Annotated in this window: 22 protein-coding genes and 1 pseudogene; 14 read left to right on the forward strand and 9 right to left on the reverse strand. The window is 40.1% G+C overall.

Translation table 11 applies throughout. The features are described 5' to 3' along the window. The first annotated feature begins 12 nt into the window (after positions 1–12). Both P20480_RS17350 and P20480_RS17345 read left to right on the forward strand, forming a co-directional pair. The gene (locus P20480_RS17350) at positions 13–435 is read left to right on the forward strand and encodes a hypothetical protein (RefSeq protein WP_033018928.1); all 423 of its coding nucleotides are present in this window, start codon (positions 13–15) and stop codon (positions 433–435) included. A gap of 88 nt (positions 436–523) precedes the next feature. Continuing rightward, positions 524–1,888: a leucyl aminopeptidase family protein gene (locus P20480_RS17345; RefSeq protein WP_008126183.1), complete on the forward strand. Its 1,365-nt coding sequence runs from the start codon at positions 524–526 to the stop codon at positions 1,886–1,888. 31 nt (positions 1,889–1,919) lie between these two features. On the opposite strand, the pseudogene gloA2 reads toward P20480_RS17345, so the two are convergent. Together gloA2 and P20480_RS17335 are read right to left on the reverse strand one after the other, a co-directional pair. Continuing rightward, positions 1,920–2,307: pseudogene (gloA2, locus tag P20480_RS17340) on the reverse strand (SMU1112c/YaeR family gloxylase I-like metalloprotein). A 68-nt stretch (positions 2,308–2,375) separates the two neighbouring features. Continuing rightward, positions 2,376–3,449: a ketoacyl-ACP synthase III gene (locus tag P20480_RS17335; protein ID WP_006791646.1), complete on the reverse strand. Its 1,074-nt coding sequence runs from the start codon at positions 3,447–3,449 to the stop codon at positions 2,376–2,378. Positions 3,450–3,602: 153 nt separating this feature from the next. Here P20480_RS17335 and P20480_RS17330 point away from each other — a divergent pair, with 153 nt between their 5' ends. From P20480_RS17330 to P20480_RS17305, 6 genes are all read left to right on the forward strand, one after another. Next, the gene (locus P20480_RS17330) at positions 3,603–4,907 is read left to right on the forward strand and encodes a metal-dependent hydrolase family protein (RefSeq protein WP_008126187.1); all 1,305 of its coding nucleotides are present in this window, start codon (positions 3,603–3,605) and stop codon (positions 4,905–4,907) included. Positions 4,908–4,915: 8 nt separating this feature from the next. Further along, a complete protein-coding gene (locus P20480_RS17325; RefSeq protein WP_008126189.1) occupies positions 4,916–5,323 on the forward strand; it encodes a nuclear transport factor 2 family protein in 408 nt (135 codons plus the stop codon). Between the two features lie 54 nt (positions 5,324–5,377). Continuing rightward, a complete protein-coding gene (locus P20480_RS17320) occupies positions 5,378–6,613 on the forward strand; it encodes an ATP-binding protein (protein ID WP_193371870.1) in 1,236 nt (411 codons plus the stop codon). Further along, complete coding sequence (locus tag P20480_RS17315; protein WP_008126193.1) at positions 6,613–7,137, forward strand: response regulator transcription factor; 525 nt, start codon at positions 6,613–6,615, stop codon at positions 7,135–7,137. The genes P20480_RS17320 and P20480_RS17315 overlap by 1 nt, the downstream gene beginning before the upstream one ends. 17 nt (positions 7,138–7,154) lie before the next feature. Further along, positions 7,155–7,577, forward strand: a complete 423-nt coding sequence (locus P20480_RS17310) for a thiol-disulfide oxidoreductase DCC family protein (protein ID WP_008126195.1) — start codon at positions 7,155–7,157, stop codon at positions 7,575–7,577. A 69-nt stretch (positions 7,578–7,646) separates the two neighbouring features. Beyond that, complete coding sequence (locus P20480_RS17305) at positions 7,647–7,925, forward strand: peptidylprolyl isomerase (protein ID WP_004588770.1); 279 nt, start codon at positions 7,647–7,649, stop codon at positions 7,923–7,925. A gap of 78 nt (positions 7,926–8,003) precedes the next feature. Here the strand turns inward: P20480_RS17305 and P20480_RS17415 are convergent, their stop codons facing one another. The 6 genes from P20480_RS17415 to P20480_RS17280 form a co-directional block, all read right to left on the reverse strand. Further along, positions 8,004–8,351: an energy transducer TonB gene (locus P20480_RS17415; RefSeq protein WP_033024855.1), complete on the reverse strand. Its 348-nt coding sequence runs from the start codon at positions 8,349–8,351 to the stop codon at positions 8,004–8,006. 167 nt (positions 8,352–8,518) lie between these two features. After that, positions 8,519–9,178, reverse strand: coding sequence for a DsbA family oxidoreductase (locus P20480_RS17300; protein WP_008126203.1), 660 nt, complete (start codon positions 9,176–9,178; stop codon positions 8,519–8,521). 107 nt (positions 9,179–9,285) lie between these two features. After that, positions 9,286–10,506 carry a M24 family metallopeptidase gene (locus tag P20480_RS17295; protein WP_008126205.1) on the reverse strand — a complete coding sequence of 407 codons (1,221 nt, stop codon included), beginning with the start codon at positions 10,504–10,506 and terminating at the stop codon, positions 9,286–9,288. A 153-nt stretch (positions 10,507–10,659) separates the two neighbouring features. Continuing rightward, the gene (locus tag P20480_RS17290; RefSeq protein ID WP_008126208.1) at positions 10,660–11,268 is read right to left on the reverse strand and encodes a flavin reductase family protein; all 609 of its coding nucleotides are present in this window, start codon (positions 11,266–11,268) and stop codon (positions 10,660–10,662) included. Positions 11,269–11,277: 9 nt separating this feature from the next. Next, positions 11,278–12,006: an SDR family NAD(P)-dependent oxidoreductase gene (locus tag P20480_RS17285; RefSeq protein WP_008126211.1), complete on the reverse strand. Its 729-nt coding sequence runs from the start codon at positions 12,004–12,006 to the stop codon at positions 11,278–11,280. Further along, entirely contained in the window at positions 12,003–12,401 is a 399-nt protein-coding gene (locus P20480_RS17280) for a thiol-disulfide oxidoreductase DCC family protein (RefSeq protein ID WP_008126213.1), read from the reverse strand. Before P20480_RS17280 ends, P20480_RS17285 begins: the two co-directional genes overlap by 4 nt. Positions 12,402–12,521: 120 nt before the next feature. On the opposite strand from P20480_RS17280, the gene ppc reads away from it, so the two are divergent. Together ppc and cdd are read left to right on the forward strand one after the other, a co-directional pair. Beyond that, a complete protein-coding gene (gene ppc / locus P20480_RS17275; protein ID WP_006791658.1) occupies positions 12,522–15,167 on the forward strand; it encodes a phosphoenolpyruvate carboxylase in 2,646 nt (881 codons plus the stop codon). 431 nt (positions 15,168–15,598) lie between these two features. Next, positions 15,599–16,525: a cytidine deaminase gene (gene cdd, locus P20480_RS17270; RefSeq protein ID WP_008126217.1), complete on the forward strand. Its 927-nt coding sequence runs from the start codon at positions 15,599–15,601 to the stop codon at positions 16,523–16,525. Between the two features lie 62 nt (positions 16,526–16,587). Here the strand turns inward: cdd and udp are convergent, their stop codons facing one another. Beyond that, a complete protein-coding gene (udp, locus tag P20480_RS17265; RefSeq protein WP_008126218.1) occupies positions 16,588–17,343 on the reverse strand; it encodes a uridine phosphorylase in 756 nt (251 codons plus the stop codon). 445 nt (positions 17,344–17,788) lie between these two features. On the opposite strand from udp, the gene P20480_RS17260 reads away from it, so the two are divergent. The 4 genes from P20480_RS17260 (at position 17,789) to P20480_RS17245 (ending at position 22,751) form a co-directional block, all read left to right on the forward strand. After that, on the forward strand, positions 17,789–18,898 hold the full coding sequence (locus P20480_RS17260) for an arginase family protein (RefSeq protein ID WP_008126220.1): 1,110 nt from the start codon (positions 17,789–17,791) through the stop codon (positions 18,896–18,898). 122 nt (positions 18,899–19,020) lie between these two features. Continuing rightward, positions 19,021–19,722 carry a substrate-binding periplasmic protein gene (locus tag P20480_RS17255; protein ID WP_008126223.1) on the forward strand — a complete coding sequence of 234 codons (702 nt, stop codon included), beginning with the start codon at positions 19,021–19,023 and terminating at the stop codon, positions 19,720–19,722. Positions 19,723–19,855: 133 nt separating this feature from the next. Beyond that, positions 19,856–21,133, forward strand: coding sequence for a polyamine export protein PaeA (gene paeA, locus P20480_RS17250; RefSeq protein WP_008126225.1), 1,278 nt, complete (start codon positions 19,856–19,858; stop codon positions 21,131–21,133). Between the two features lie 460 nt (positions 21,134–21,593). Further along, positions 21,594–22,751, forward strand: a complete 1,158-nt coding sequence (locus P20480_RS17245; protein ID WP_008126227.1) for an efflux RND transporter periplasmic adaptor subunit — start codon at positions 21,594–21,596, stop codon at positions 22,749–22,751. Positions 22,752–22,757 lie beyond the last annotated feature (6 nt).

Genomic DNA, 22,757 nt, shown 5'->3' on the forward strand with positions numbered 1-22,757 from the left:
GAAAATATAGAAATGCGATTATATAAAGTTATTCACCGTGCTCCTTGGCGTGTAGTAAAAATTAGTAAAAAGCGTCAACAGCTTCGTTTTCGTCGTGCTATGGTGGCGCTTAAAATTGCACTTGCACAAGAAAAACAAGAAACTAAAGAGATGTTGGCCATATACAAGCGTTACACACAAGGGCAAACAAATAGTGCAGAGCTTAAACGAGCGAATGAGCAGTTTGTCGATATTTTAAAAGGCCTTGGATTGGGAGTATTTGCTGTGCTTCCTTTTTCACCCGTTACTATTCCACTTGTTGTTAAGTTAGGGCGGTTAGTGGGGGTGGATGTATTGCCCAGCTCGTTTAGCATTAATAAATCAATAAAAGAACTTGATAACGAAATAGAACAATCGCATCAAGAATCAGTTAAAAAAAATATACACAATAAATAACACTAAAAACTCGACAATTAGCGATACCTTTTAATAGTGCTTATTGATATGCTCGTATGAACAATTTTTACAAATTATGAGCTATTTAATGAGTGCATTACTTCGCAATACATCTTCTGGTATTCCTTTATCATTTATTCTTAAAAGCGAACTCTCTGATTGGCAATCAAAGCAGCCAACATTTATTCAAAATTGGCTAAACAATACAGGCTTTGAAAAGCAAGCTTTAGCGTTAATTCCCGATAGCAATTCCGGGGAGTTGTCCCAAGTAATTTGTTTAATGCAAAGCCCAAACGACTTTTGGGCTGCTGGCAATTTGGCCAATACGTTACCAGTGGGTAGTTATCAAATTCAAGGTGACGATACGTTTATAGAGTTTGTGGCATTAGGATTTGTTCTTGGTGGCTACGAATTTAGTGAATACAAAGAAAAACCGACAGTTAAGGCCGAGTTGTGTATTGGCGATGAACAGCTATACACGCGTATCAAACAGCAAGCGGAAGCTATTTTTTTAGCGCGTGATTTAGTAAACACGCCTGCCGTCGATATGATGCCGCAACATTTATCGCAAGTGATGGAAGATTTGGCTTCAACTCATGGCGGTGATTTTTCACAATGGATAGGCGATGAATTGTTAGAGCAAAACTACCCAACAATCCATATGGTTGGCCGTGCAAGTGAAAATAAACCGCGTTTGCTTGATTTAAAGTGGGGAGCAGATGATGCGCCACTAATAACGCTTGTTGGTAAAGGTGTGTGTTTTGACTCTGGCGGGCTCGACTTAAAGCCAAGCAATGGTATGCGTAATATGAAAAAAGACATGGGCGGTGCAGCGCATGTTATTGCATTAGCTCAGCTGATTATGGCTGCTAAATTGCCTGTCCGTTTGAGAGTATTAGTACCGGCAGTTGAAAATGCGGTGTCGCGAAATGCATTTCGCCCGGGCGATGTTGTAAAAACGCGCAAAGGTATTATGGTTGAAATAGATAACACTGATGCTGAAGGGCGTTTAGTTTTGTGTGACGCGTTAAGTGAAGCACAAAACGATAATCCGGAGCTTATTATTGATTTTGCAACATTAACAGGGGCATGTCGTGTAGCGTTAGGTACTGAGTTACCTGGTTTCTTTTCTACAGAGCGTGATGTAGCAAATGGTATAATTGATGCAGGAATCAGTGTGAATGACCCTGTTTGGCAGTTGCCTTTATTTGAGCAGTATCGTGGATTTTTGAAAAGTGATGTCGCAGATATGGCTAATAGTGCAAGTACACCATTTGGTGGCGCAATTACCGCCGCACTTTACTTAAAAGAATTTGTAGAGCCAACCACGCCTTGGGTGCATTTTGATGTGATGGCATGGAATTTACGTGCGCTGCCAGGTCGCCCTGCTGGCGGTGAAGCACTTGGCATTAGAGCCGTGTTTAACTATTTGCAAAACCGCTTTAATCATTAATTACCCGTAAAACATTAGCGCTATATGAAGCTTAAACTTCATATAGCTCTAGCGGTAAATCATCTGGGTCGGACAAAAAAAGTAAATTTTTTACCTGTAATTTCATCAATTCTAATCTCTTCAACTGCCACACTTTTACTTTCTAAATATTCTTTTGCTTTAGTTACATTGTCGACTTTAAACGCTAAATGGCGTAAGCCTTGTGCTTCCGGGTAACTAGGCCTTGAGGGCGCACCCTCAAACGAAAACAACTCAACTTGACTACCATCAGGCATTGCTAAGTCTAACTTATACGAATTACGCTTTTCCCTATAATGCTCGTTAATAATGTTGAGTTTTAAAATTTCACTATAAAAATGTTTAGAGCGAGGATAATTACTGCAAATAATTGCAGCATGATGAATACCTAAAAGCTCCATAAATTTATCTTCCTTAAATAAAAAACGCACTAAAAAGTGCGTTTTAATTATACGTTTTTAAAGCAAGCTTATTCAGCGTCTTTACATGCTTTTACAGCTGGCGCCACAAGCTCTAAACCTGTTTGGGTGCAAGGTGCTAATTGTGCGTCGCTAACGCTAATTGGAGTTACACGTTCGCCCCATTTTATGTAGCTTGCAGCCCATGTTAAACCCGCGCCAAAAGCCGCAGACATAATATTTGAATGAGGCTTTATTAACCCTTGTTCAACTGCTTCACATAGCGCAATAGCAATGGTTGCAGCTGATGTGTTGCCATAATCTGCAATGTTAACCATTACTTTTTCATCAGGTACTTTTAAACGGTGCTGGATTGCCTGAATTATGCGTAAATTAGCCTGATGTGGTACTAGTACGTTTATGTCATCTAGGCTTAGATTAGCTTGTTCGAGGACGTCGTCACAGGCTTCACTCATACCTTTTACGGCACGTTTGAATATCTCTCTGCCTTCAAATAGCAGATCAGACGGGCCAATGGGTTCATATTTGTTCAAATCACTACCAAAGTTAGTAATATGAAGAATGTCGCGGTCTTCACTATCGCACCCTGTTTTAGTGCCAAGTAAACCTGCCGGTGTTTCTGCAGCTTCCAGTACAACAGCACCAGCGCCATCACCAAATAGTACAGCACTGTCGCGGCGCGCCCAGTTTACATACCAAGTCATTCGTTCAGCAGCAATAACGACCGCTTTTTTGATCATGCCTGCTTGAATTTGCGCAGTAGCAGCTTGTAATGCGTATAAAAAGCCAGAACACGCAGCATTCGTATCCATGGCGGCTGCGCCTGTTGCGCCAATATTTTTTTGCACTTGGGATGCCGTATTTGCAACAACTGTTGAAGGCGTACAGGTTGCAAGTATGACAAGATCAATGTCTTTTGCGTCAATACCTGCGCAAGCAAGTGCGTGTTTTGCTGCAACAGTTGCCAGCTCTGCCGTGCTTACATGGCTTACACGACGAGATTTGATGCCAGTACGCGTGGTGATCCACTCGTCGGTGGTATCAACTATTTCGCTAATTTCATCGTTGCTAATACTTGCTGGTGGTATGCATTTGCCCCAACCAGTGATATGTGCGTATGGCATAGTGTGTTCTCTTAAGGTGGTATAACTTCAATTTATTACCGGCAAGTTATACCAAAATTCGACTTATAAGACTAGTTTATAGCATGCTTTGTATCGTAAATATTCGCTATTAAAGGTTTTTTAGAGTAAAGCTAGTATAAAAAAGGAGCATGTATGAAAACAGCACTCACAACATTATCGTCAATTGTATTGGCAATGTTCGTTAATAATGTAAACGCAGCACAATCTAAAATCATTTACGCAGGTAGTTTACTTGTAGCACCTGAGCAGGCATTAAAAAAAGAACAAACCTTAGTTGTTACCAATGACAAAATAACGGCTATTAAAGACGGTTATGTATCAAAGTCAGTACTTAATTTACCCGATGCTGAAATAGTTAATTTAAAAAACCAGTTTGTTATGCCAGGTTTGATTGATATGCATGTGCATGTAACTTTTGAACGTGACGCTAAAGCAAACCCACACCGTTGGGCTACAGAATATGAAGCCGATTATGCGCTTCGTTCTATTAAATATTTACAGCGTACGCTTGATGCCGGCTTTACGTCGGTGCGTGATTTAGGCAGCGACTATCAAGTTATTTTTCCGTTAAAACGCGCAATTGAACGACAAGACATTGCAGGACCTCGTATTTTTGCAGCGGGTAATACAATATCGCCAAGCGGCGGTCATGCTGATATGCATGGCTACAGAAAAGACATAACCGATGTTTTTAAAACGACATTAGGCATTTGTAATGGCGCTGACGATTGCCGCCGTGCTGTGAGAGAAGTTATTAAAAGTGGTGCTGATGTAATTAAAATTACTGCAACGGGTGGTGTGTTGAGTAATACCGCAGCGGGAGTGAATCAACAACTTACTGATGATGAGCTGTCAGCTATTGTAGATACAGCACATCATTTAGGGCGTAAGGTCACAGCGCATGCCCACGGGACAGAAGGAATTAAAGCAGCGCTTAGAGCTGGGGTTGACTCAATAGAGCACGGGTCTTATTTAGATAAAAAAACAGTCGATTTATTCAACAAAACGCAGGCCTATTTAGTTCCCACACTGCTTGCTGGTGCCACGGTAAGTGAAGAGGTACTTACTAATCCTAATATGCCAGCGGCAATTGCGAATAAAGTGCGAGAAGTAACGCCTAAAATGCAGGCATCGTTTAAGTTAGCGCTTAAAAACAAGGTAAACATTGCCTTTGGTACCGACTCGGGTGTATCGCGTCATGGTCTTAATGCAAACGAGTTTGGTTTAATGGTTGATAATGGAATGAGTGAGGCGCATGCAATAAAGTCAGCCACAGTGTATGCTGCTAAATTATTAGGGCAAAGCCATCAGTTAGGCGACTTGAGTGTTGGTAAGCAAGCAGATATTATCAGCGTAAATGGTTCGCCACTTGAAGACATAAACGTACTTAAAAACGTGCAATTTGTTATGAAAGCAGGGCAAATTTACAAGCAATAGGGAAGCAGATGAGCAGCAAAATTAAAGCGTCGTTGTTTAATCATTTAATTGAGGCTGAGCGTCAATTACTTGAGCCTGAAGTTCGCCAATCAGAGCGTGCACTCGACGCTTTACTCGATGATGAGTTTATCGAAATTGCTGCTAATGGCACGTCGTTTAATAAATACCAAGTACTCACACGCCTACCCACAGAGGTGGTGCCGCAGTTTTATAATCAGCATTTTAAAGGCCGAATGTTGAGTATAGATGTGGCGCAAATAAGTTATCAAGCAGCGTATAGACGTTCGGCACGTGCCGAATTTAATTATTCACTTCGCATGTCGTTATGGCGTAAAAATAGCGCACAGCAATGGCAAATGGTGTTTCATCAAGGCACACCGTGCGCTGCTTTTACAATTTCAATGGACGACGAGTAACGTTTTACCTCAACTCATTTTTATATATTAAATTGGAAAATCATTGTTTTGTTAATGCAAACTGATCCCACTATCAGCCGTTTACTTATGCTACGAAGCGGCGCCATTGCAGTACAATTAATTGCAGTATTAAGTGTTTATTTTTTACTTGATTACCAATTGGCATTACTGCCCTTACTTGGTGTTATTGCTTTAGAAGCTGCGTTTCAATTAGTCAGTCTATTTGCTTACCGACACGTTAGCCACGCTAAACCCTCGGTTATGCTGATGCAACTCACTGCTGACGTTTTGTTTTTAACTGTTTTGCTTTCTTTAAGTGGCGGCGCAACTAATGCATTTGTGTCGTTATTATTACTGCCTATTATGATAGCAGCGGTAACGCTACGTGAAAAAGGCTTAGCCTATATAGCTTTGCTTGCCATTGCTGCATACAGCTTTTTGTTAATAAACATGCCCAATCACAGTATGCATCAAATGAACATGAGCGGTCACTTTGTTGGCATGTGGGTTAACTTTGTTTTAAGTACCAGTGTAATAGCGCTTGTGATAGGGGCCATGAGCCGTGCACTAAAAGAACGCGAACGCGTCATTGCCAAAGCCCGAGAAAAACAACTACGAAATGAGCAACTAGTAACGCTTGATGGCGCAGCAGCACAAATAACTCATCAGTTAGCAACACCGATAGCTAACTTACAACTGTTGTTTGAAGAGCTATTAGAGGAGCAACCAAACAATATTATAGTTAAACAGATGCAAACCCCACTTGAGCAATGTCGAGAGCAACTTAATAGTTTTAGAGCGCTATCGGAGCAAATACGGGTTAACAATGCTAAAGATCAAATAACCATAACGCAATTACAAACAGCCATTAACGATACCTTTGTATTACAGTACCCCGGTCAACATATTAAATGGTCTACACCTTCCATTAATGCGATTCTTTTAAGTGACGCAATGTTGTTACCAGCTATATTAAATTTGTTGCAAAATGCGGCTATAGCAAATCAAAAACAAGGTAAAACAGAGCTTGAGTTAAGCTGGGAGCTTGACCAGCAAGATCAATGTATAGATTTATTAATCCGTGATTTTGGCGATGGGTTTACGCCCTCACAACTAGCTGAACTAGGGGGGCAGGTAATGCCTAGCGAACAAGGCATGGGTTTGGCCGTGTTGTTATCTAACGTCACGTTTGAGCGACTAAATGGCTCACTAACCTTATTTAACCATAAAGAAGGCGGTGCCGTAGCAAAGGTTAAGTTAGCCATTATTAATAACGAGCAGACAGCATAATGAAGTTACTAATAATTGAAGATGATATAAATTTAGCCAGTACGCTTGCTAGGCGTTTAACTAAGCAAGGCTTCACCTGTGATGTTGCGCATAACCAAAGTGATGCGTTACTTCGTGCGCGCCAATTAGTACCCGACTCTATTTTATTAGACATGAGACTCGGGGACGACAATGGCTTAATGCTTATAAAGCCACTGCGCAACTTATTAGAAAATACACATATAGTCTTATTAACTGGGTTTGCTAGCATTGCCACTGCGGTTGAAGCAATGCGCTTAGGGGCAAACGATTATTTAACTAAACCTATTGATATGGCAACATTATTAAAAGCACTTAATAACGAAAAAAGTGAGCTTCAAACGAGTATTGATGATGCTGTTATGTCGCCTGAACGCTTAGAATGGGAGCATATTCAGCAAGTGCTACACAGTAATAATGGCAATATATCGGTCACAGCTAGGCAGTTAAATATGCATAGACGCACATTGCAACGTAAGTTACAAAAAAAGCCGGTCCAGCACTAATCGCTTAAGGAAAATAAATGAGTGAAAATGCAGTCACACTAATGCGTAATCGCAAAATTATATTATTCGACTCAAAATGTAAATTATGTAGTGCGTGGTGTAATTTTATAATTAGTAACGATACCAATGCCATTTTTAAATTATGTAGCGTGCAATCTCCAAAAGGTGAAGTGCTATTAACTCACTTTGGTTTTTCAACTACCCAATACGCCTCGATGGTGTACTTACAAAACGGCAAAGTGTTCACACAAAGTCATGCTTTTTTTGAAGTGGTTAAGCAGCTAGGTTACCCCTATAAACTAGCCACTGTATTTAGTGTTTTACCAAATACCTTTAATAATTGGCTGTACGATAAAATAGCTTTAAACCGCTATACCTTATTTGGAAAATATCAGTATTGCCGTATTCCCTCTAAATGTGATGAACTTCACTATTTATAAAATCAATTAGATGCTCTCAAACAGGGGCTGTGCTAAAATCGCCGCGTTTTAAATTACTAGGGCTTTGAAATGGCAAGTACAGCGCACGCACTCCACATATTGGTTAAGCACAAAGAAATAGCAGAAGACATTATTAAGCAATTAGGTAAAGGTGCAAAATTTCAAACCTTAGCTAAAAAGTATTCGTCGTGCCCATCGGGTAAAAAAGGCGGTGACTTAGGTGAATTTAGACGCGGGCAAATGGTTCCGCAGTTTGACAAAATAGCCTTTAATGGCGCTATTTTAGAGCCACACCTAGTTAAAACTAAATTTGGCTGGCATGTTATTAAAGTACTTTATCGTACTTAGTTTATTTTAATTAAAGATGTATCTTTGGGTATATAAATAAGGCTGCAATGTGCAGCCTTTTTTTGTTTTAGTTAGTTATTATTTTTCTAAATTAAAATCTATAGTCATTTCTAAGTCTTCATCAACTACTGCAATACCATTAACTACTTTAGGTGCGTAACGCCATTTAGAAAGAGAGCGAATTGCAGCTTTATCAAAAGTTTTAACAGGCTCAGCTTTGATCACCTTAATATTAATTGGCTTACCAGATGTATCTACATCAAAAGACATTGTCACGCTACCTTCTATCTTTTCACGGGCGTTTTTAATTGGATATTCCGGAGGACTCGGCATTATAAGCGTAGAGTGAGGGCTATCAGCTAGAGGTATTGTCGAACATGCAGTTAAAAGAAACAGTGAAGTTAGTGTTGTAATTATATATTTCATTATAAATCCCTTTATAGGTACTATTATTGATTTGTTAAATTTAGTTTCTATAATGACACCAAAAGAGAACGAAGGTAAATAACAAGTTTGTATTATTTTTGAACTCATAAATATATAAGAAAGGCTGCAATGTGCAGCCTTTTTTTGTTTTAAAATTTATTTGTATATCAAGCGTCTTGCTTGGCTTCTTCTTCGCTAATTTGTTTTAGTGCTTGAATAAATGAGTCGCTTGGTTGTCCGCCAGTGAGTGCGTATTTATCGTTTATGATAAACGTAGGGACTGAGGTAATACCCATTTGTTTAAAGTTATTTTGCTCTTGGCGTACAGCTTGAACGTATTTATCTGAGTGCAAAATATTTCGGGCTTCTTCTTTATCAAGGCCAACACTTTCGACAACATCAAGCAGAGCGTCTTCTTGGTTTAAGTATTTTAAATCGGTGAAGTGCGCTTCAAAAAAGGCGAGTTTTAACTCGGTTTGCTTACCTTCTTCGCGTGCCCACATTAATAAACGATGCAAATTAAAGCTGTTGATCATGATACGTTTGCCATCAAAGTTAAACGTAAATCCAGCACGCTTTCCTGCTTCGAACATGTTTTTACGATTTTCATCGCCTTGTTCTTCAGTTAGGTTGTACTTTTGCATTAAATGCTCGTTTAAGTCTTGACCTTCAACTGGCATATCTGGATTTAGCTCAAAAGGATGCCATGTAATATCTGCACTCATTTCGTCTTTAAGTTGGCCAAGTGCTGTCTCAAGATTTTTATAACCTACTACACACCATGGGCACATTACGTCTGACACGATATCAATTTTAAAATTTTTCATATTCATCCTTTTGCGGATTGCTTTTGTATAAAAGGGATATTGGGATGAACTGGACTTTATCAACGAATAAAATAAAAAGAGCAGCTAAACAGCTGCTCTTGAAGGAATTAAGCGTTAAGCCCAAATGGGTCGTCGATACTGTGGCTAGGCTCTGTAAACCAATGAGGGCCGTTGTCGGTCATATAAAAATGATCCTCTAAACGCACCCCAAATTCATCGGGTATCACTAGCATTGGCTCGTTACTAAAGCACATGCCTGGGGCAAGTGGGGTTTTATCACCGCCAACTAAGTATGGCCATTCGTGAATATCTAAACCAATACCATGGCCAGTTCGATGCGGGCAACCCGGTGTTTGGTACTGCGGGCCCAGCCCTTGAGCCGCTAAATAGTTACGAGCACCTGCGTCAACATCTTCGCATGTAGTACCAATGTTTGCGGTGTTAAATGCGGCCAGTTGCGCTGCTTTTTCGTGATCCCAAAACATGCGCTGGCGCGGTGTTGGTTCACCAAATACATAGGTGCGGGTTATATCTGAAAGGTAATCGTGTACTTTACAACCGGTATCTATTAATACCATATCGCCTTTTTTAAGCACTTGCGCATCTTTAACACCATGTGGAAACGACGTTGCTACGCCAAACAGTACAATACAAAAATAGTTGCCCGGAGCACCTACTTTTTGATGCGCTTTTTTTATAAAGGCTTCTACTTCTGTGGTGGTAATACCTTCGTAAAGCATACTCGCAGTGGCTTGGTGAACGGCTAAGGTCATGTCCATTGCGCACTGCATAAGTGCTAATTCGTTAACCGATTTGTGCATACGGCAATGTGCAGTAACACTTTGCGCATTGATAATATTCAAGCCTTTTTGCACTTTGTTAATACCATCGAATATAAAGAACTGTGCGCTTTCATCGATGCCGATGGTGGCGTCGTCACTAATGTTTAGTTGCTTTAATACGCTAACAAATAGCGCATAAGGGTTTTCGTGCTCTTGCCAGCCGTGTATTGGCCCTTCAACCACTTTAAAGCCATCTAGAGTACCAATTTCAAAATAAGGTGCTATGTACTGTACTTCACCAATCGCAGGTAAAATTGCGCCAACCATACGCTCACTCGCATACCACTTCATACCCGTAAAGTAGGTTAGGTTGGTCCCTGCATTTAGGTAAATTGCATCAATGTTATTAGCTGTCATATAAGCTTGTGCTTTTGCTATACGTTCAATGTGTTCGTCAGTCTGAATAGGTGTTAACGATTGGGTCATATTACTTAAGCTGGCCAATGCTTGCTCTGGGGTTTGCGTGCCAATACCGATTGTGCTCATGGGATTCTCCTTGGAATTTTCGCTATTGTGCGCAATGCATTTTTAAAATTCAATGTTCTGCGATCAGCAACATCGATTGAGGTTTTTAGTGCGTTGGGGTTAAGTTGGGTTGTGCGTTTGTCATGACAAAGGGGTGACATGCACCCCTAAAAGTTATTTTTTTGCGTAGGGAAGGCGCGTTAATTTATTTGCTGTGTGGTAGCTGTCAAGGCCTGTAACCGCAACAGTATCAATGGCTTGTAAATCTAGAAATCCATCGCTTTGCAGAGCGGTTTCATCTAAATACACATCGACAATTTCACCAATCACTAGTTCAGTTCCGTTAATTTCAAGATGTTTACTTTCAACAAATTTTACTGAGTATTTTAAGCGACTCTCTTTGACAAAAGGGGCCGAAAACTCATTTAAGTACTCAGCTGTTAACCCTGTTTCCTCAAATTCGGATTCGTCTTTGTCGTAGCGTGCTGAGGTTTGATGCGCTTGTTTATAAATAGACTTATTTACCTGATTGATAGTGTAAACACCTGTTTGTAATATATTTTCAAACGTATGGCGCGGTACACTGTGTGGGCGCATTATCATACCTACGAGGGGAGGGTGAGCACCCAAATGAATAACCGAACTAACAATCGATAAATTAGTGTTGCCTAGTAGGTCTTGTGTGCCTATTAGGTTTGCGCTTTTAAACCCAGATAACGAGTTTATTAAATGTGTACGAGTACGTTTTTCAAGTGCGTCGATACGCGCTTTAGTAAAATGCATTTTAAATCCTTACCACGGTATAGTTGAGCCTTGCCAATCTAAATAAGCTGGCTCGCCATTTAGTTCTAAATCAGGGTTGTTATTTGTTAAGTCAAAAAGTTGGTGTGCTACAAATTCAGGTGTAAACAATTTGCCTTCGGGTACATTTTTTTGAAAAGGCTTAGACAGGTCAGTGTCAGTTGTACCAGGATGAAATAGCACAAGCTTGGTGTTCTTTGCACGACGAGCAAGCTCTACTGCAGCAGTTTTAAATAACATGTTAAGGGCTGATTTAGATGCTCGATAACTGTACCAGCCTCCCATTTTGTTGTCGTTAATACTACCTACTCGTGCACTTAGCGCGGTTATAGTGCAGTGCGTTTTATGATTGATTAAAGGCAAAACGCTTTGTAAGCAGAGCAATGGGGTGAGCGTATTTGCGTTTAGTAACAAATTAAAATAATCAGCGTTGATGTCTTCAAGCTTTTTTTCTGGCATGTGCTCGGAGTTATGTAACTTACCGTTGAACATTATTACTTGGTGTATGTCGGCTTGCTCATCTTTTAAATGTTGAGTAAGGCCAAATAAACTGTCAGTAGAGTAATCAGTATTGTAAAAAGTAATGTTGTTACTGTGTTGTGGAACATGGTTACTTGAACTGACACATACAATGTTAAATTCAATTGTTTGGTTTTGAAGGTGCTTCACGTAGGCTTTAGCAATCGCGCTACTAGCGCCAAAAAGAATAATTGTCTTCATTTTTTTCCTTTTGATTTTATAGCGCACTGGCCGTTGTTGCACTGGGTATTAGGCATTAACAACCTGCTTATAGAGTGCCTGTGTTTTGCAAAAAAAATATAGCTCCAATCTGCAAAAATACGAATAACCGGCAAGCGAAAAATTTTCAACCAGCGGTGTTTTCCAACTGTTTTCCACGCTTGGTATGTTACGTCTAGCCCATAAATTAACTCGCCATTTTTTAGTTGCGCTTGCAGGTATGTAAGTGCTTGGTTTTTGTTTATATGCCTGTAGCGCTCGCTAAAATCAGCAGCATTTAAATCCTCAAGGGTGATTAAGCTGTGTTTATCTGCTTGTTTTAACTGTTGCATTTCAGTGCTGCAAAGTGGGCAGTTACCGTCGTAAAAAATGATCATACCAGTGCTTTGTGATTATTTTATCTATACTTTTTTACGACATGACATTGCAAATGGATCTATTAAATATGCGCTCTTAATGATATTAATAGTCCTCCATGAAACAAAGGAGACTGAGAAATGAGTGAACAATATGCCGCCTTGCGAGGTAATGTAGGTCTACTTGGGCAATTATTAGGTCAAACTATAAAAGATGCCCAAGGCCAAGCAATTTTAGATAAAGTAGAAGAAATTCGCGCTTTATCAAAATCCTCTCGCAGTGGTAATGAAGACGATCGCAAGGCGTTAATTGAAGTATTACATGCGCTTAGTGATGAAGAGCTTTTACCGGTTGCCCGTTCATTTAATCATTTTTTAAATTTAGCCAATGTGGCAGAGCAGTTTCATACTGTATCGCGTTTTAATGACGCTGGTCTTGGCCAGCAAAACCCTCTCACTCAAACATTAAAAACGTTAGCCGCTAAAGCACAAGAAGGTCAGCTAGACTCTAACCACCTTGCTGACACACTCTCAAAACTCCACATTAATTTAGTACTAACGGCACACCCCACAGAGGTTACACGCCGTACCATTATCAACAAGCACGTAGAGTTGAGCGATTGTTTAGCATCGCTTGAGCGAAAAGATAACTTGGAGCATGAGCGCGAAGCTATTTTAAATAGAATTGCTCAGTTAATAAGCCAAGCGTGGCATACAGACGATATTCGTCGTTCGCGCCCAACGCCTGTTGATGAGGCCAAATGGGGGTATGCAGTTATTGAAAATAGTCTTTGGCATGCTGTTCCGCGTTTTTTACGTGAATTTTCGGAGCATGCTAAAGAGCAGTTAAGTCTAGAGTTGCCCATTGACTACAGTCCTATTGAATTCACTTCTTGGATGGGTGGAGACCGAGACGGTAACCCATTTGTTACTGCACAGGTTACTTCGCAAGTTCTTGACCATGGTCGCTGGATGGCACTTGATTTATATAGCCGAGATATTGATACGTTATGCGCTGAGCTATCTATGTCTGACGCTAGCGACGAACTCATTGAGTTGGCAGGCCAAGATTTTGAACCCTACCGCACTGTGCTTAAAAAGCTTAAAGGCGAAGTGTCTGAAACAGTGGCGCATCTAGGTGCAAAAATTAAGCACAAACGCACTGACGCACAAGATCTTGTTACTGATATTAACCAGCTTAAGCACCCAATTGAGGTGTGCTATCGTTCATTATTAAAATGTAACATGAAAGTCGTTGCCGATGGCTTACTACTTGATTTAATGCATCGTTTAAACAGTTTTGGCCTGCGTTTGGCAAAACTGGATGTACGTCAAGATTCATCACGCCACAGCGACGTTTTTTCTGAACTTACGCGTTATTTAGGGTTAGGGGACTACAACCAGTGGCAAGAGCAAGACAAGCAAGCATTTTTACTAGCGGAGCTTAATTCGCGTCGTCCGCTTATCCCTAAGCATTGGCAACCAAGCCCTGATGTACAAGAAGTGCTCGACACCTTCGATGTAATTGCAAAGCAAGATGAAAAAACATTTGGTTTGTATATTATTTCAATGGCACGCACTGCATCCGATATTTTAGCTGTACAGTTACTTCTTAAAGAAAGCGGCTGTAGTTTTGAATTGCCAGTTGCCCCATTATTTGAAACATTAGACGATTTGAATAATGGTAGCGACGTGATCACGACGCTACTCGATAACGTGTGGTACCGCGGCCATATTCAAAATACGCAAAATGTAATGATTGGTTATTCAGATTCGGCTAAAGATGCCGGTATGATGGCAGCAGGTTGGGCCCAATACGAAGCAATGGATAAACTCGTGCAGCTTGCAGACGAGCGCGGCATTGAGCTTGTGTTATTCCACGGCCGAGGAGGGACTGTTGGTCGAGGTGGTGCACCGGCTGCACAAGCACTGCATTCGCAACCGCCAGGCTCACTTAAAGGCGGTTTACGGGTAACAGAGCAAGGCGAAATGATACGCTTTAAATTTGGTTTGCCAGATGTAGCACTACAAAGCCTAAATATATATGCAGGGGCAGTACTGCAGAGTAACTTATTACCACCGCCAGAGCCTAAGCCACAATGGCGCGAAGTTATGAAGCTTATTAGTGAGCAGTCGTGTGAGCATTACCGCAATGTTGTTCGCCACGACGAAAACTTTGTTCCTTACTTTAGAATGGCAACGCCAGAATTAGAGCTTTCTAAACTTCCGCTTGGCTCTCGCCCTGCAAAACGCAACCCTAATGGGGGCGTTGAAAGTTTACGTGCTATTCCATGGATTTTTGCATGGAGTCAAAACAGGTTAATGTTGCCTGCTTGGTTAGGTGCGTTAACAGGCTTAAAAAAGGCACTAGACCAATATGGCTTAGAAACACTAAACGAAATGAGCCTCAATTGGCCATTTTTTAGAGCTCGTTTAGAAATGCTTGAAATGGTATTTAGTAAAGCCGATAGCTGGTTAAGTGAGCACTATGATAATGCGCTGGTGGAAGATATGTACAAGCCATTAGGTGTAACGTTGCGAAAAGAGCTTGAAGAAGCCATTGAGCTTGTGCAGTCGTTAAGCCCGCAAAAAAGCTTACTTGCTGCTCAGCCTTGGATAAAAGAGTCGATTAGTTTACGAAACCCGTACACCGATCCGCTCAATGTATTGCAGGTTGAATTGCTTCGCCGTGCTCGCTCTAACGAGGAGCACAATGAAGGTGATATCGATAATGCATTAATGATCACCATGACAGGTATTGCTGCGGGTATGCGTAATACTGGTTAATCGTTAACGTTTGTTATTTAGAAAGGGAACACGGCGTGTTCCCTTTTTTTGTGTTTAATAACCTAAGGTCTATTTACCTTTCGCGGTTAAATTTTCAGCAGTGTATTTGGTGCTTAGGCAAGACAGCGCCTATGTAGTGTGTTTATTCCCGATAAATAGGCGATAACGCAATATGAATACCAAACACGCGTTGCCCGAAGGTTCGCCCTAGGTGCGTTAACTCTTTGTTGCCTACATGGGTGAAGGTAAGGGGCATGAGCAGGACGAGGAAGTTTTGCTCGGTTCTACTTAGCTCACTAGGTTACAAACCTCGCGCCACGATTAAATCGTCTCTAGTTTGAACAAGTTTTAAGCCTGAAAGGTCAACAGGCCCTAGCAATTTGGGTCTTAAACTTTTAAACTACTTAGCCATTGAATAATTAAAATACATTATGGCTTCAGCAACTTTTACTGTACAAGAAGATACAGCCCTTACAAATTCTCATATCACGTTAAACGTAGCGCAAACAGCGTCCTTACGTAGCCAATTAAAGTCGCAGCGCGGCATATTAAACACAAACAACATTGAACAGCTTTGCAAAGAGTTTAATGTTTCTGTCGATTCACTGTTACAAGGTTTAGTACCTTTAGCGTCTGAGTTTTCAGTAGCTCCAGTATCACATTTTCATGTGGGTGCTATTGTCAAAGCTCTAGATGATCAGCAACAAGTTAATTTTTATTTTGGCGCTAATGTAGAGTTTGATCACCAAGCATTGAGTTTAGTTGTTCATGCAGAACAGTCAGCCATTAATAACGCTTGGTTAAATGGCGCTAAAAAAATCCTTAAAATTGCTATAAGCGACGCTCCGTGTGGCTACTGTCGCCAATTTATGAATGAAATAGCCGATGCGAAAGAGTTTGATATTTTACTTCCAAGTCAACATTTTAAATTGGCAGAGCTCTTACCTCACTCGTTTGGACCAACCGATTTGGGTAACGAATTTAGCTTGTTTAACCCAAAGCCTCAGCTTGCGGTTTTTGATGACGAACAGATCGAAGAGGCTTTTGCTGGCTTTGCGTTAAATTCGTATGTACCGTACAGCCAAAATTTTAGTGCGGTCAAGGTAAGTACATTTAATAATGGGGATTTTTACGGCAGTTATGCAGAAAACGCAGCCTATAGCCCAAGTTTATCGCCTCTGCAAAGCGCGTTGAGTCAGTTCTTTTTAGCTGGCCTTAGTTTTGATAAAGAGACGGTGAAAGGCATCACACTTTTAGAAACTAAAGGGCACGAAAATCAAGCAGGTGTTTCGAAGGCGGTACTATCGGGATTTACTGATTTGCCAGAGCTAAAAATAATTAGCGCTGCGCTTAAGTAGAGTCAAAAAAGCACAGCTAATAAGCTGTGCTTTTACATATCAATTTTACTTATTAAGTAAAGTTAACCTAGCAACACTTTAGCGGCTTCTAATACAACAGCCACTGATTTTCTTTCTATTTCACCGTGGTCAACGTTAGGAATTTCTTGACGAGTACGGTTAACTAATACACCGGCAACACAGGCAGCTTGCAAGCCAAGAGCTGCACACATAGTGAATAATGTGGCCGACTCCATTTCGTAGTTCATTACGCCCAGCTTTTGCCATTCTTCACAGCTACCTTGGAATGCTTTTGGTACATAACCCGAGTGTGTGTCGTAGCGTTCTTGGCCCGGGTAAAATGTATCGCTAGATGCAGTAATACCAATATGAAAGTCAATGTTTAAGTTTTTACAAGCTTCAACCATGGCTTGTGTTGCATAAAAATCAGACACAGCAGGGTAACTAAGTGGTGCAAAGTGTTGGCTTGCACCGTCTAAACGTACAGACGCTTGGCTAATTAAAATTTCACCTTCATTAATATGCGGCTGAATAGCACCCGTAGTACCAATACGTAAAAATTGACGCACGCCCAATTGAGCAAGTTCCTCTACTGCAATAGATGTAGATGGGCCGCCAATACCGGTTGAGCATATAACCACAGAGTGGCCATTTAATTGACCTAGATAAACATGAAACTCACGTGTTTGAGCAAGGCAGGTTGGGTTGTCTAGGAGTTGAGAAATACGTGCAGCGCGATCTGGGTCACCGGGCACGATTGCAAGCTTTGCACCTTGTAGATCGTCAATACATAGTCCTAAGTGAAATACCTTTTCCATATCTAAGCCTTTTAAAAATAATTTTTATCAATCTAGCATAATTGCTAGAAACCTTTCTTAAGTACAGGACGTATGTCCGTATTAATAAAATTGAGTGCTTGTCTAGGCCAGTAAAATAGGGCCTTGGCGTATTTTATTCATTAACTATGAATATTCAAGCACACTCATGGATTGCTGGTTTACTTGTGCGGTTGACTTGTGTGCGCAGGCATTATAAGTATCACTCAACCAAGTGGTTAGTCATAAATGATGATTGCCTGTATTAATTAAAATTTGTTAAATATCAGTTGCTTATTATTTTATTTTAAGTTGATTTTGAAAGGGTTTTTAATGATACAGACAAAGATAATTTTTAATTTTTTAATTATTTAAAGTTTAGGCCTGTTTAATCGTTTTGCATAAATAATCACTAAAATACGCACAGAATAATTCATAAGGATTTATTATGAGTCAAGAAATTCAAGCATTTAATAGTAAAGTAGAGCACTGCTTATGTGCTCCTGGCGATGGTGTTTTTACCGTTAATACTGCAAAAGAGCGAAAAGCGGCGCTTCGAAATAAACTGTATGGTCAAACCGAAAATGTAGATACGCTATGGCGCGAATCGTTAAATGAGTTGCCACACTCTCCCCATAAAGCGGTAATGCTTGGAATTAGTTCTGATTGTGGTGGCGGTATTTTACGTGGTGCCAATTGGGGGCCTTTGTTTGTTCGCTCAGCATTAATTGATCAGCACCCTGAATGTCATTCGTTCGACTTAGGTGATGTGCGTGTTATTCCGCATTTGTTACATGACAAATACCTAAACGACACAACTATTTCTAATTGCCAAAAAGCGCTATACGGAAACGAAAATAACGACTACTACGTAAGTCCGTTATCAATTACTGAAGATGTGTGCGACAGCTTTTACGCGACGTTCAAAGATAAGGGTATTTTTGGTATTGGTGGCGACCACTCTATTAGTTATCCATTAACCAAAGCGTATTTAAAAGCTAAGCGTGAGCAAGGTAAGCGCACAGCTATTATTCACTTTGATGCGCACACCGATTTGCTTGTGGAGCGTTTGGGTATAGATTTATGTTTTGGCTCTTGGTGTACACATATTTTAGAGTTTTTACCTGCACCCCATCACTTAATTCAATTTGGTATACGTTCAAGTGGAAAACCAAAATCACACTGGGAAAACACATTTGGGGTTAAGCAACATTGGGCGCATGAAATTATTGAATGCGGTGCAGCCGCTGTTGCTGCAGAGACTATCGCGCAACTAAAAGCGGATAATGTTGATGAAGTGTATGTAAGTTTTGATATTGACGCACTCGATGCCGAATTTGCTTCTGCAACCGGTACACCTGAAGATAACGGTTTAACACCAAAGCACGCGCTAGACATTTTATCAGCCATTGCCGATGAATTTCCAATTACGGGCGCTGATATGATGGAAATAGCACCATTTACCGACAGTTCACTTGTGGGCCAAGCAAGTTCTGAGACAACATTAAAAGAAGGCGCAAAAATTTCAGCGTTTTTAATTAATGCGATGAATAAATAAGTGCTTCAAAACTAATGCTATTGGCTTAATCTTATTTTATTAAATACTCAAAACTAGCAGTCTACAAAGCCTCAACTATATTTATTGAATAGTTGCACTAATTTAGTTGAGGCTTTTACCCAATGAAGGGATTTGTTTTTTTACTTTGCGTGTTGTGTTCGACGGTAAAAGCACACGAAATTAACATAGTGACGGAGGTGTTTCCTGACTTTCAGTATATTGATGCAAATAATAAGTTGGCCGGTCGCTCTGTTGAAAAAGTAAAAAATGCACTAGATAAGACCGATATTAATTATTCTTTATCTGCTAATAATTGGACTGTGTCATACAACGCCGCTTTGCGAGATAAAAACACCTGTATATTTTCGATTGTTCGGTTACCTCAAAGAGAAGACAAGTTTGTATGGGTTTCAAAGCTTGAACCATTCGAGTCAGCAATATTTGCCCTCAAATCTCGTGGCATCAAACTCAATACATTAAATGACGCTAAGCGTTATAAAATTGCTGTACTCAAAGACAATTTTAGCCACCACTACTTACGAGAACGCGGCTTTAATGAAAACCGTCATTTGTTACTTATCGATAACCTAGATAAGATAGATAAGTTGATAAGCACACGCCGTGAAATTCTTGATTTTGTGGTGCTTAGTAAAAAACAATTTAATTACCGCCTTAAAACAGAACCGAAGTTAAATTTACTCGAACCGGTATTTGACTTAAATACTACGCAAGCTCCTTTGTACTTTGCCTGTAATGCAAATATGGATCCACAAATAATTACGAAATTAGCCCACGCATTTGACCTCAATAACCCTCTAAATTAATCGTTTAAAACTGCCTAACTATTTGAATAATAATTACTAAAATATAAAGTAAAAATATCAATTGCTGCGATTAAAAAAGCGACTATAATCAGCTGCTTTTTATATAAAAAGCGCTAACTTTTTGGAGCGTTAAATGGGTGATTTAATCGGGATTAGTCTCTTGATCTTGATCAGTGCGTTGTTTGCTATGTCGGAAATAGCAATTGCAGCGTCACGAAAAATAAAACTTCGCGTAATGGCAGACGAAGGCAGTTTAAATGCAGCTGCGGTATTAAAACTGCAAGAAAATCCGGGCGCGTTCTTCGCCATGATACAAATAGCACTTAATGCTATCGCTATATTAGGTGGCATTGTAGGTGAACAAGCATTATCGCCATACGTTGAAAAAGTATTGGTTTTATTTTATCAGGGTGCATATGTAGAGAAAATTAGCTTTTTATTCTCATTTTTTACTATTACCTCGTTATTTATTTTATTCGCCGATTTAATGCCAAAGCGATTAGCGATGATCATGCCAGAAGCTGTCGCCGTTAAGGTCGTTAACATAATGCGTTGGGTTACATTTGCATTAACGCCTTTAGTGATGTTTTTTAATGGCGTAACTAACTTTGTACTGCGACTGTTTAAAGTCCCCGCAGAGCGTGAAGATAATGTAACCACAGAAGACATTGTTGCTATGATGGAAGCTGGCGCTGAGTATGGTAGTTTGCAAAAACAAGAGTATGATTTAATAGGTAATGTTTTTGATTTAGAAGCACGCTTTTTATCAAGCGTAATGACGCCGCGGGATCAAATTGTGTACTTTGATTTAAACGAAAGTAGCCATGACATTGCGACCAAAATTATTGATCACCCGCATAATCATTTTTTAGTTGTGACGGGTAACTTAGACAAATTACATGGCTCTGTTGAATCAAAAGATATTTTACGCCAAGTGCTCAAAGGTGAAGCTGCTAACATCAATGACGAATTAGTTGATACCGATGTATTTTACTTACCAGAAACCTTAAGTTTATCAGAGGCGTTAAATGCATTTAAAAGCGCCGCTAAACCATTTGCTATTGTAGTAAACGAATACGCGCTGCTTGTTGGTATTGTTACTGTAAAAGATTTAATGAAAGGCTTTATGGGAGATTTAATAACTCACCAAGGGGATGAACTAATAATCGAGCGAGATAAAAGCTCGTGGTTAGTTGACGGACTGACGCCAATTACCGATTTAGCTAAAGTGCTTGATATAGAGGAGTTCCCAGAGCAAATACATTTTGAGACGGTGGCAGGCTTTTTAATTTACACAATGAAGCGTATACCAAAACGCGCTGAACACATTAGTTATGCGGGCTTTAAATTTGAAGTTGTTGATGTTGAAGGTATTCGTGTAGAGCAATTGCTTGTATCTAGATTAGTTTAAAGCTTGCCATCCTAATCACTTTATAAACGCTTAACCACGTCATGAATAAAAAAGCCAAGCTCGCCTTGGCTTTTTTGTTTAATAAAAGTTTATCAAATTGTTTGTTACAACAATTGTATTTGGCTATGGCCTAATGGGTATCTGGCTAAATGACTCATACCTCTAATTAACTGAAATATAATATTAAAATCTCTTCACTATGTACTTCTAGGCTTTAATTTAAACAAAGTAGGTTTTTGCGTAAGCACTTTTCTATTTTTAAAAAATACAGTGCGCTGAGCATTATAGTTAGCTTGTAGGTGTAAATGTTTATTATAAAAGCCTTATTAACATTACTTGGTGATTAAGTATGAGGCCGCATAGTTGAGTGTAATTTTGTGTAAAGATCGGCTTATTAAGATGTATTCTCACTAAAATTTAATTTAGAATGATCGTTCATTCTAAATTAAAGGTATTTAACATGCAGCGTTCTAGCACCGCTTTATTTGTATTTTCAGTTCTCCTAGGTTCAGTTGCGTTGACTGGTTGTGACCAAGTGACAGAGCAGTCGCAGGCAGCTGCTCCTAAAGCTGTGCCGGTAGGGGTTATTACGCTTAAAAAACAATCGCTAACTTTAAGGCAAGAGTTGCCTGGACGTATTAGTGCATTTCAAATTGCAGAAATACGCCCGCAAGTAAGCGGTATTGTGCAATCACGTTTATTTACCGAAGGGTCTCAAGTAGAAAAAGGCCAAGCGCTTTATCAAATTAACCCTGCTACATTTGAGGCTAACTTAGCGGCAAGTGAAGCTGCTGTTGCCCGCGCTGAAGCAAGCATTGCAAGCAGTAAAGCTAAAGCGTCTCGTTATAGTGAATTATTAAAAATTAAAGCGGTTAGCCAGCAAGATTACGATGAGGCTGATGCAGCCTACAAGCAAGCAAAAGCAGAACTCCTTACTGCTCAAGCGCAGCTGCAAACCTCAAAAATTAATTTAGAATACAGTCATGTCTCTTCGCCTATTAGTGGGCAAATTAGTAAATCGAATGTCACCGTAGGTGCGTTAGTAAGTGCCAACCAAGCCACTTCTTTGGCAACAGTTACACAACTTGATCCTATCTATATTGATTTAACGCAGTCGAGTAGCGAATTAACCAAGCTTAAAAAAGCGATTGTTTCGGGCGACCTAAGTGTGGATTCAACCAGTCAAACCGATGTTGAACTCACTATGGAAGATGGCTCTTTATATTCTCATAAAGGCACTTTACAGTTTTCTGAGGTGACAGTTGACCCAAGTACAGGCTCGGTTACATTACGCGCTAAATTTCCTAACCCTGAAAAGTTACTACTTCCAGGGATGTATGCTCGCGCCTCAATTGTTGAAGGTGTTAAAAACGACGCTATTTTAGTTCCACAGCGCGGTGTTAGTCGAAATTCGAAAGGTGAACCTACCGCAATGGTTGTTAGCAAAAACAATACTGTAGAGAGCCGCGTTTTGATAACAGATCGCACCATTGGATCTAATTGGCTTGTAACCGATGGTGTAATGGAAGGCGATAAACTGATCGTAGAAGGGCTGCAAAAAATTCGCCCAGGCGCACCAGTTAGCCCATCTGAAGTTCAAACTGCTAAAGCGCAATAACGGAGA

Source organism: Pseudoalteromonas sp. BSi20480, from assembly GCF_000241365.1.
Lineage (GTDB): Bacteria > Pseudomonadota > Gammaproteobacteria > Enterobacterales > Alteromonadaceae > Pseudoalteromonas > Pseudoalteromonas marina.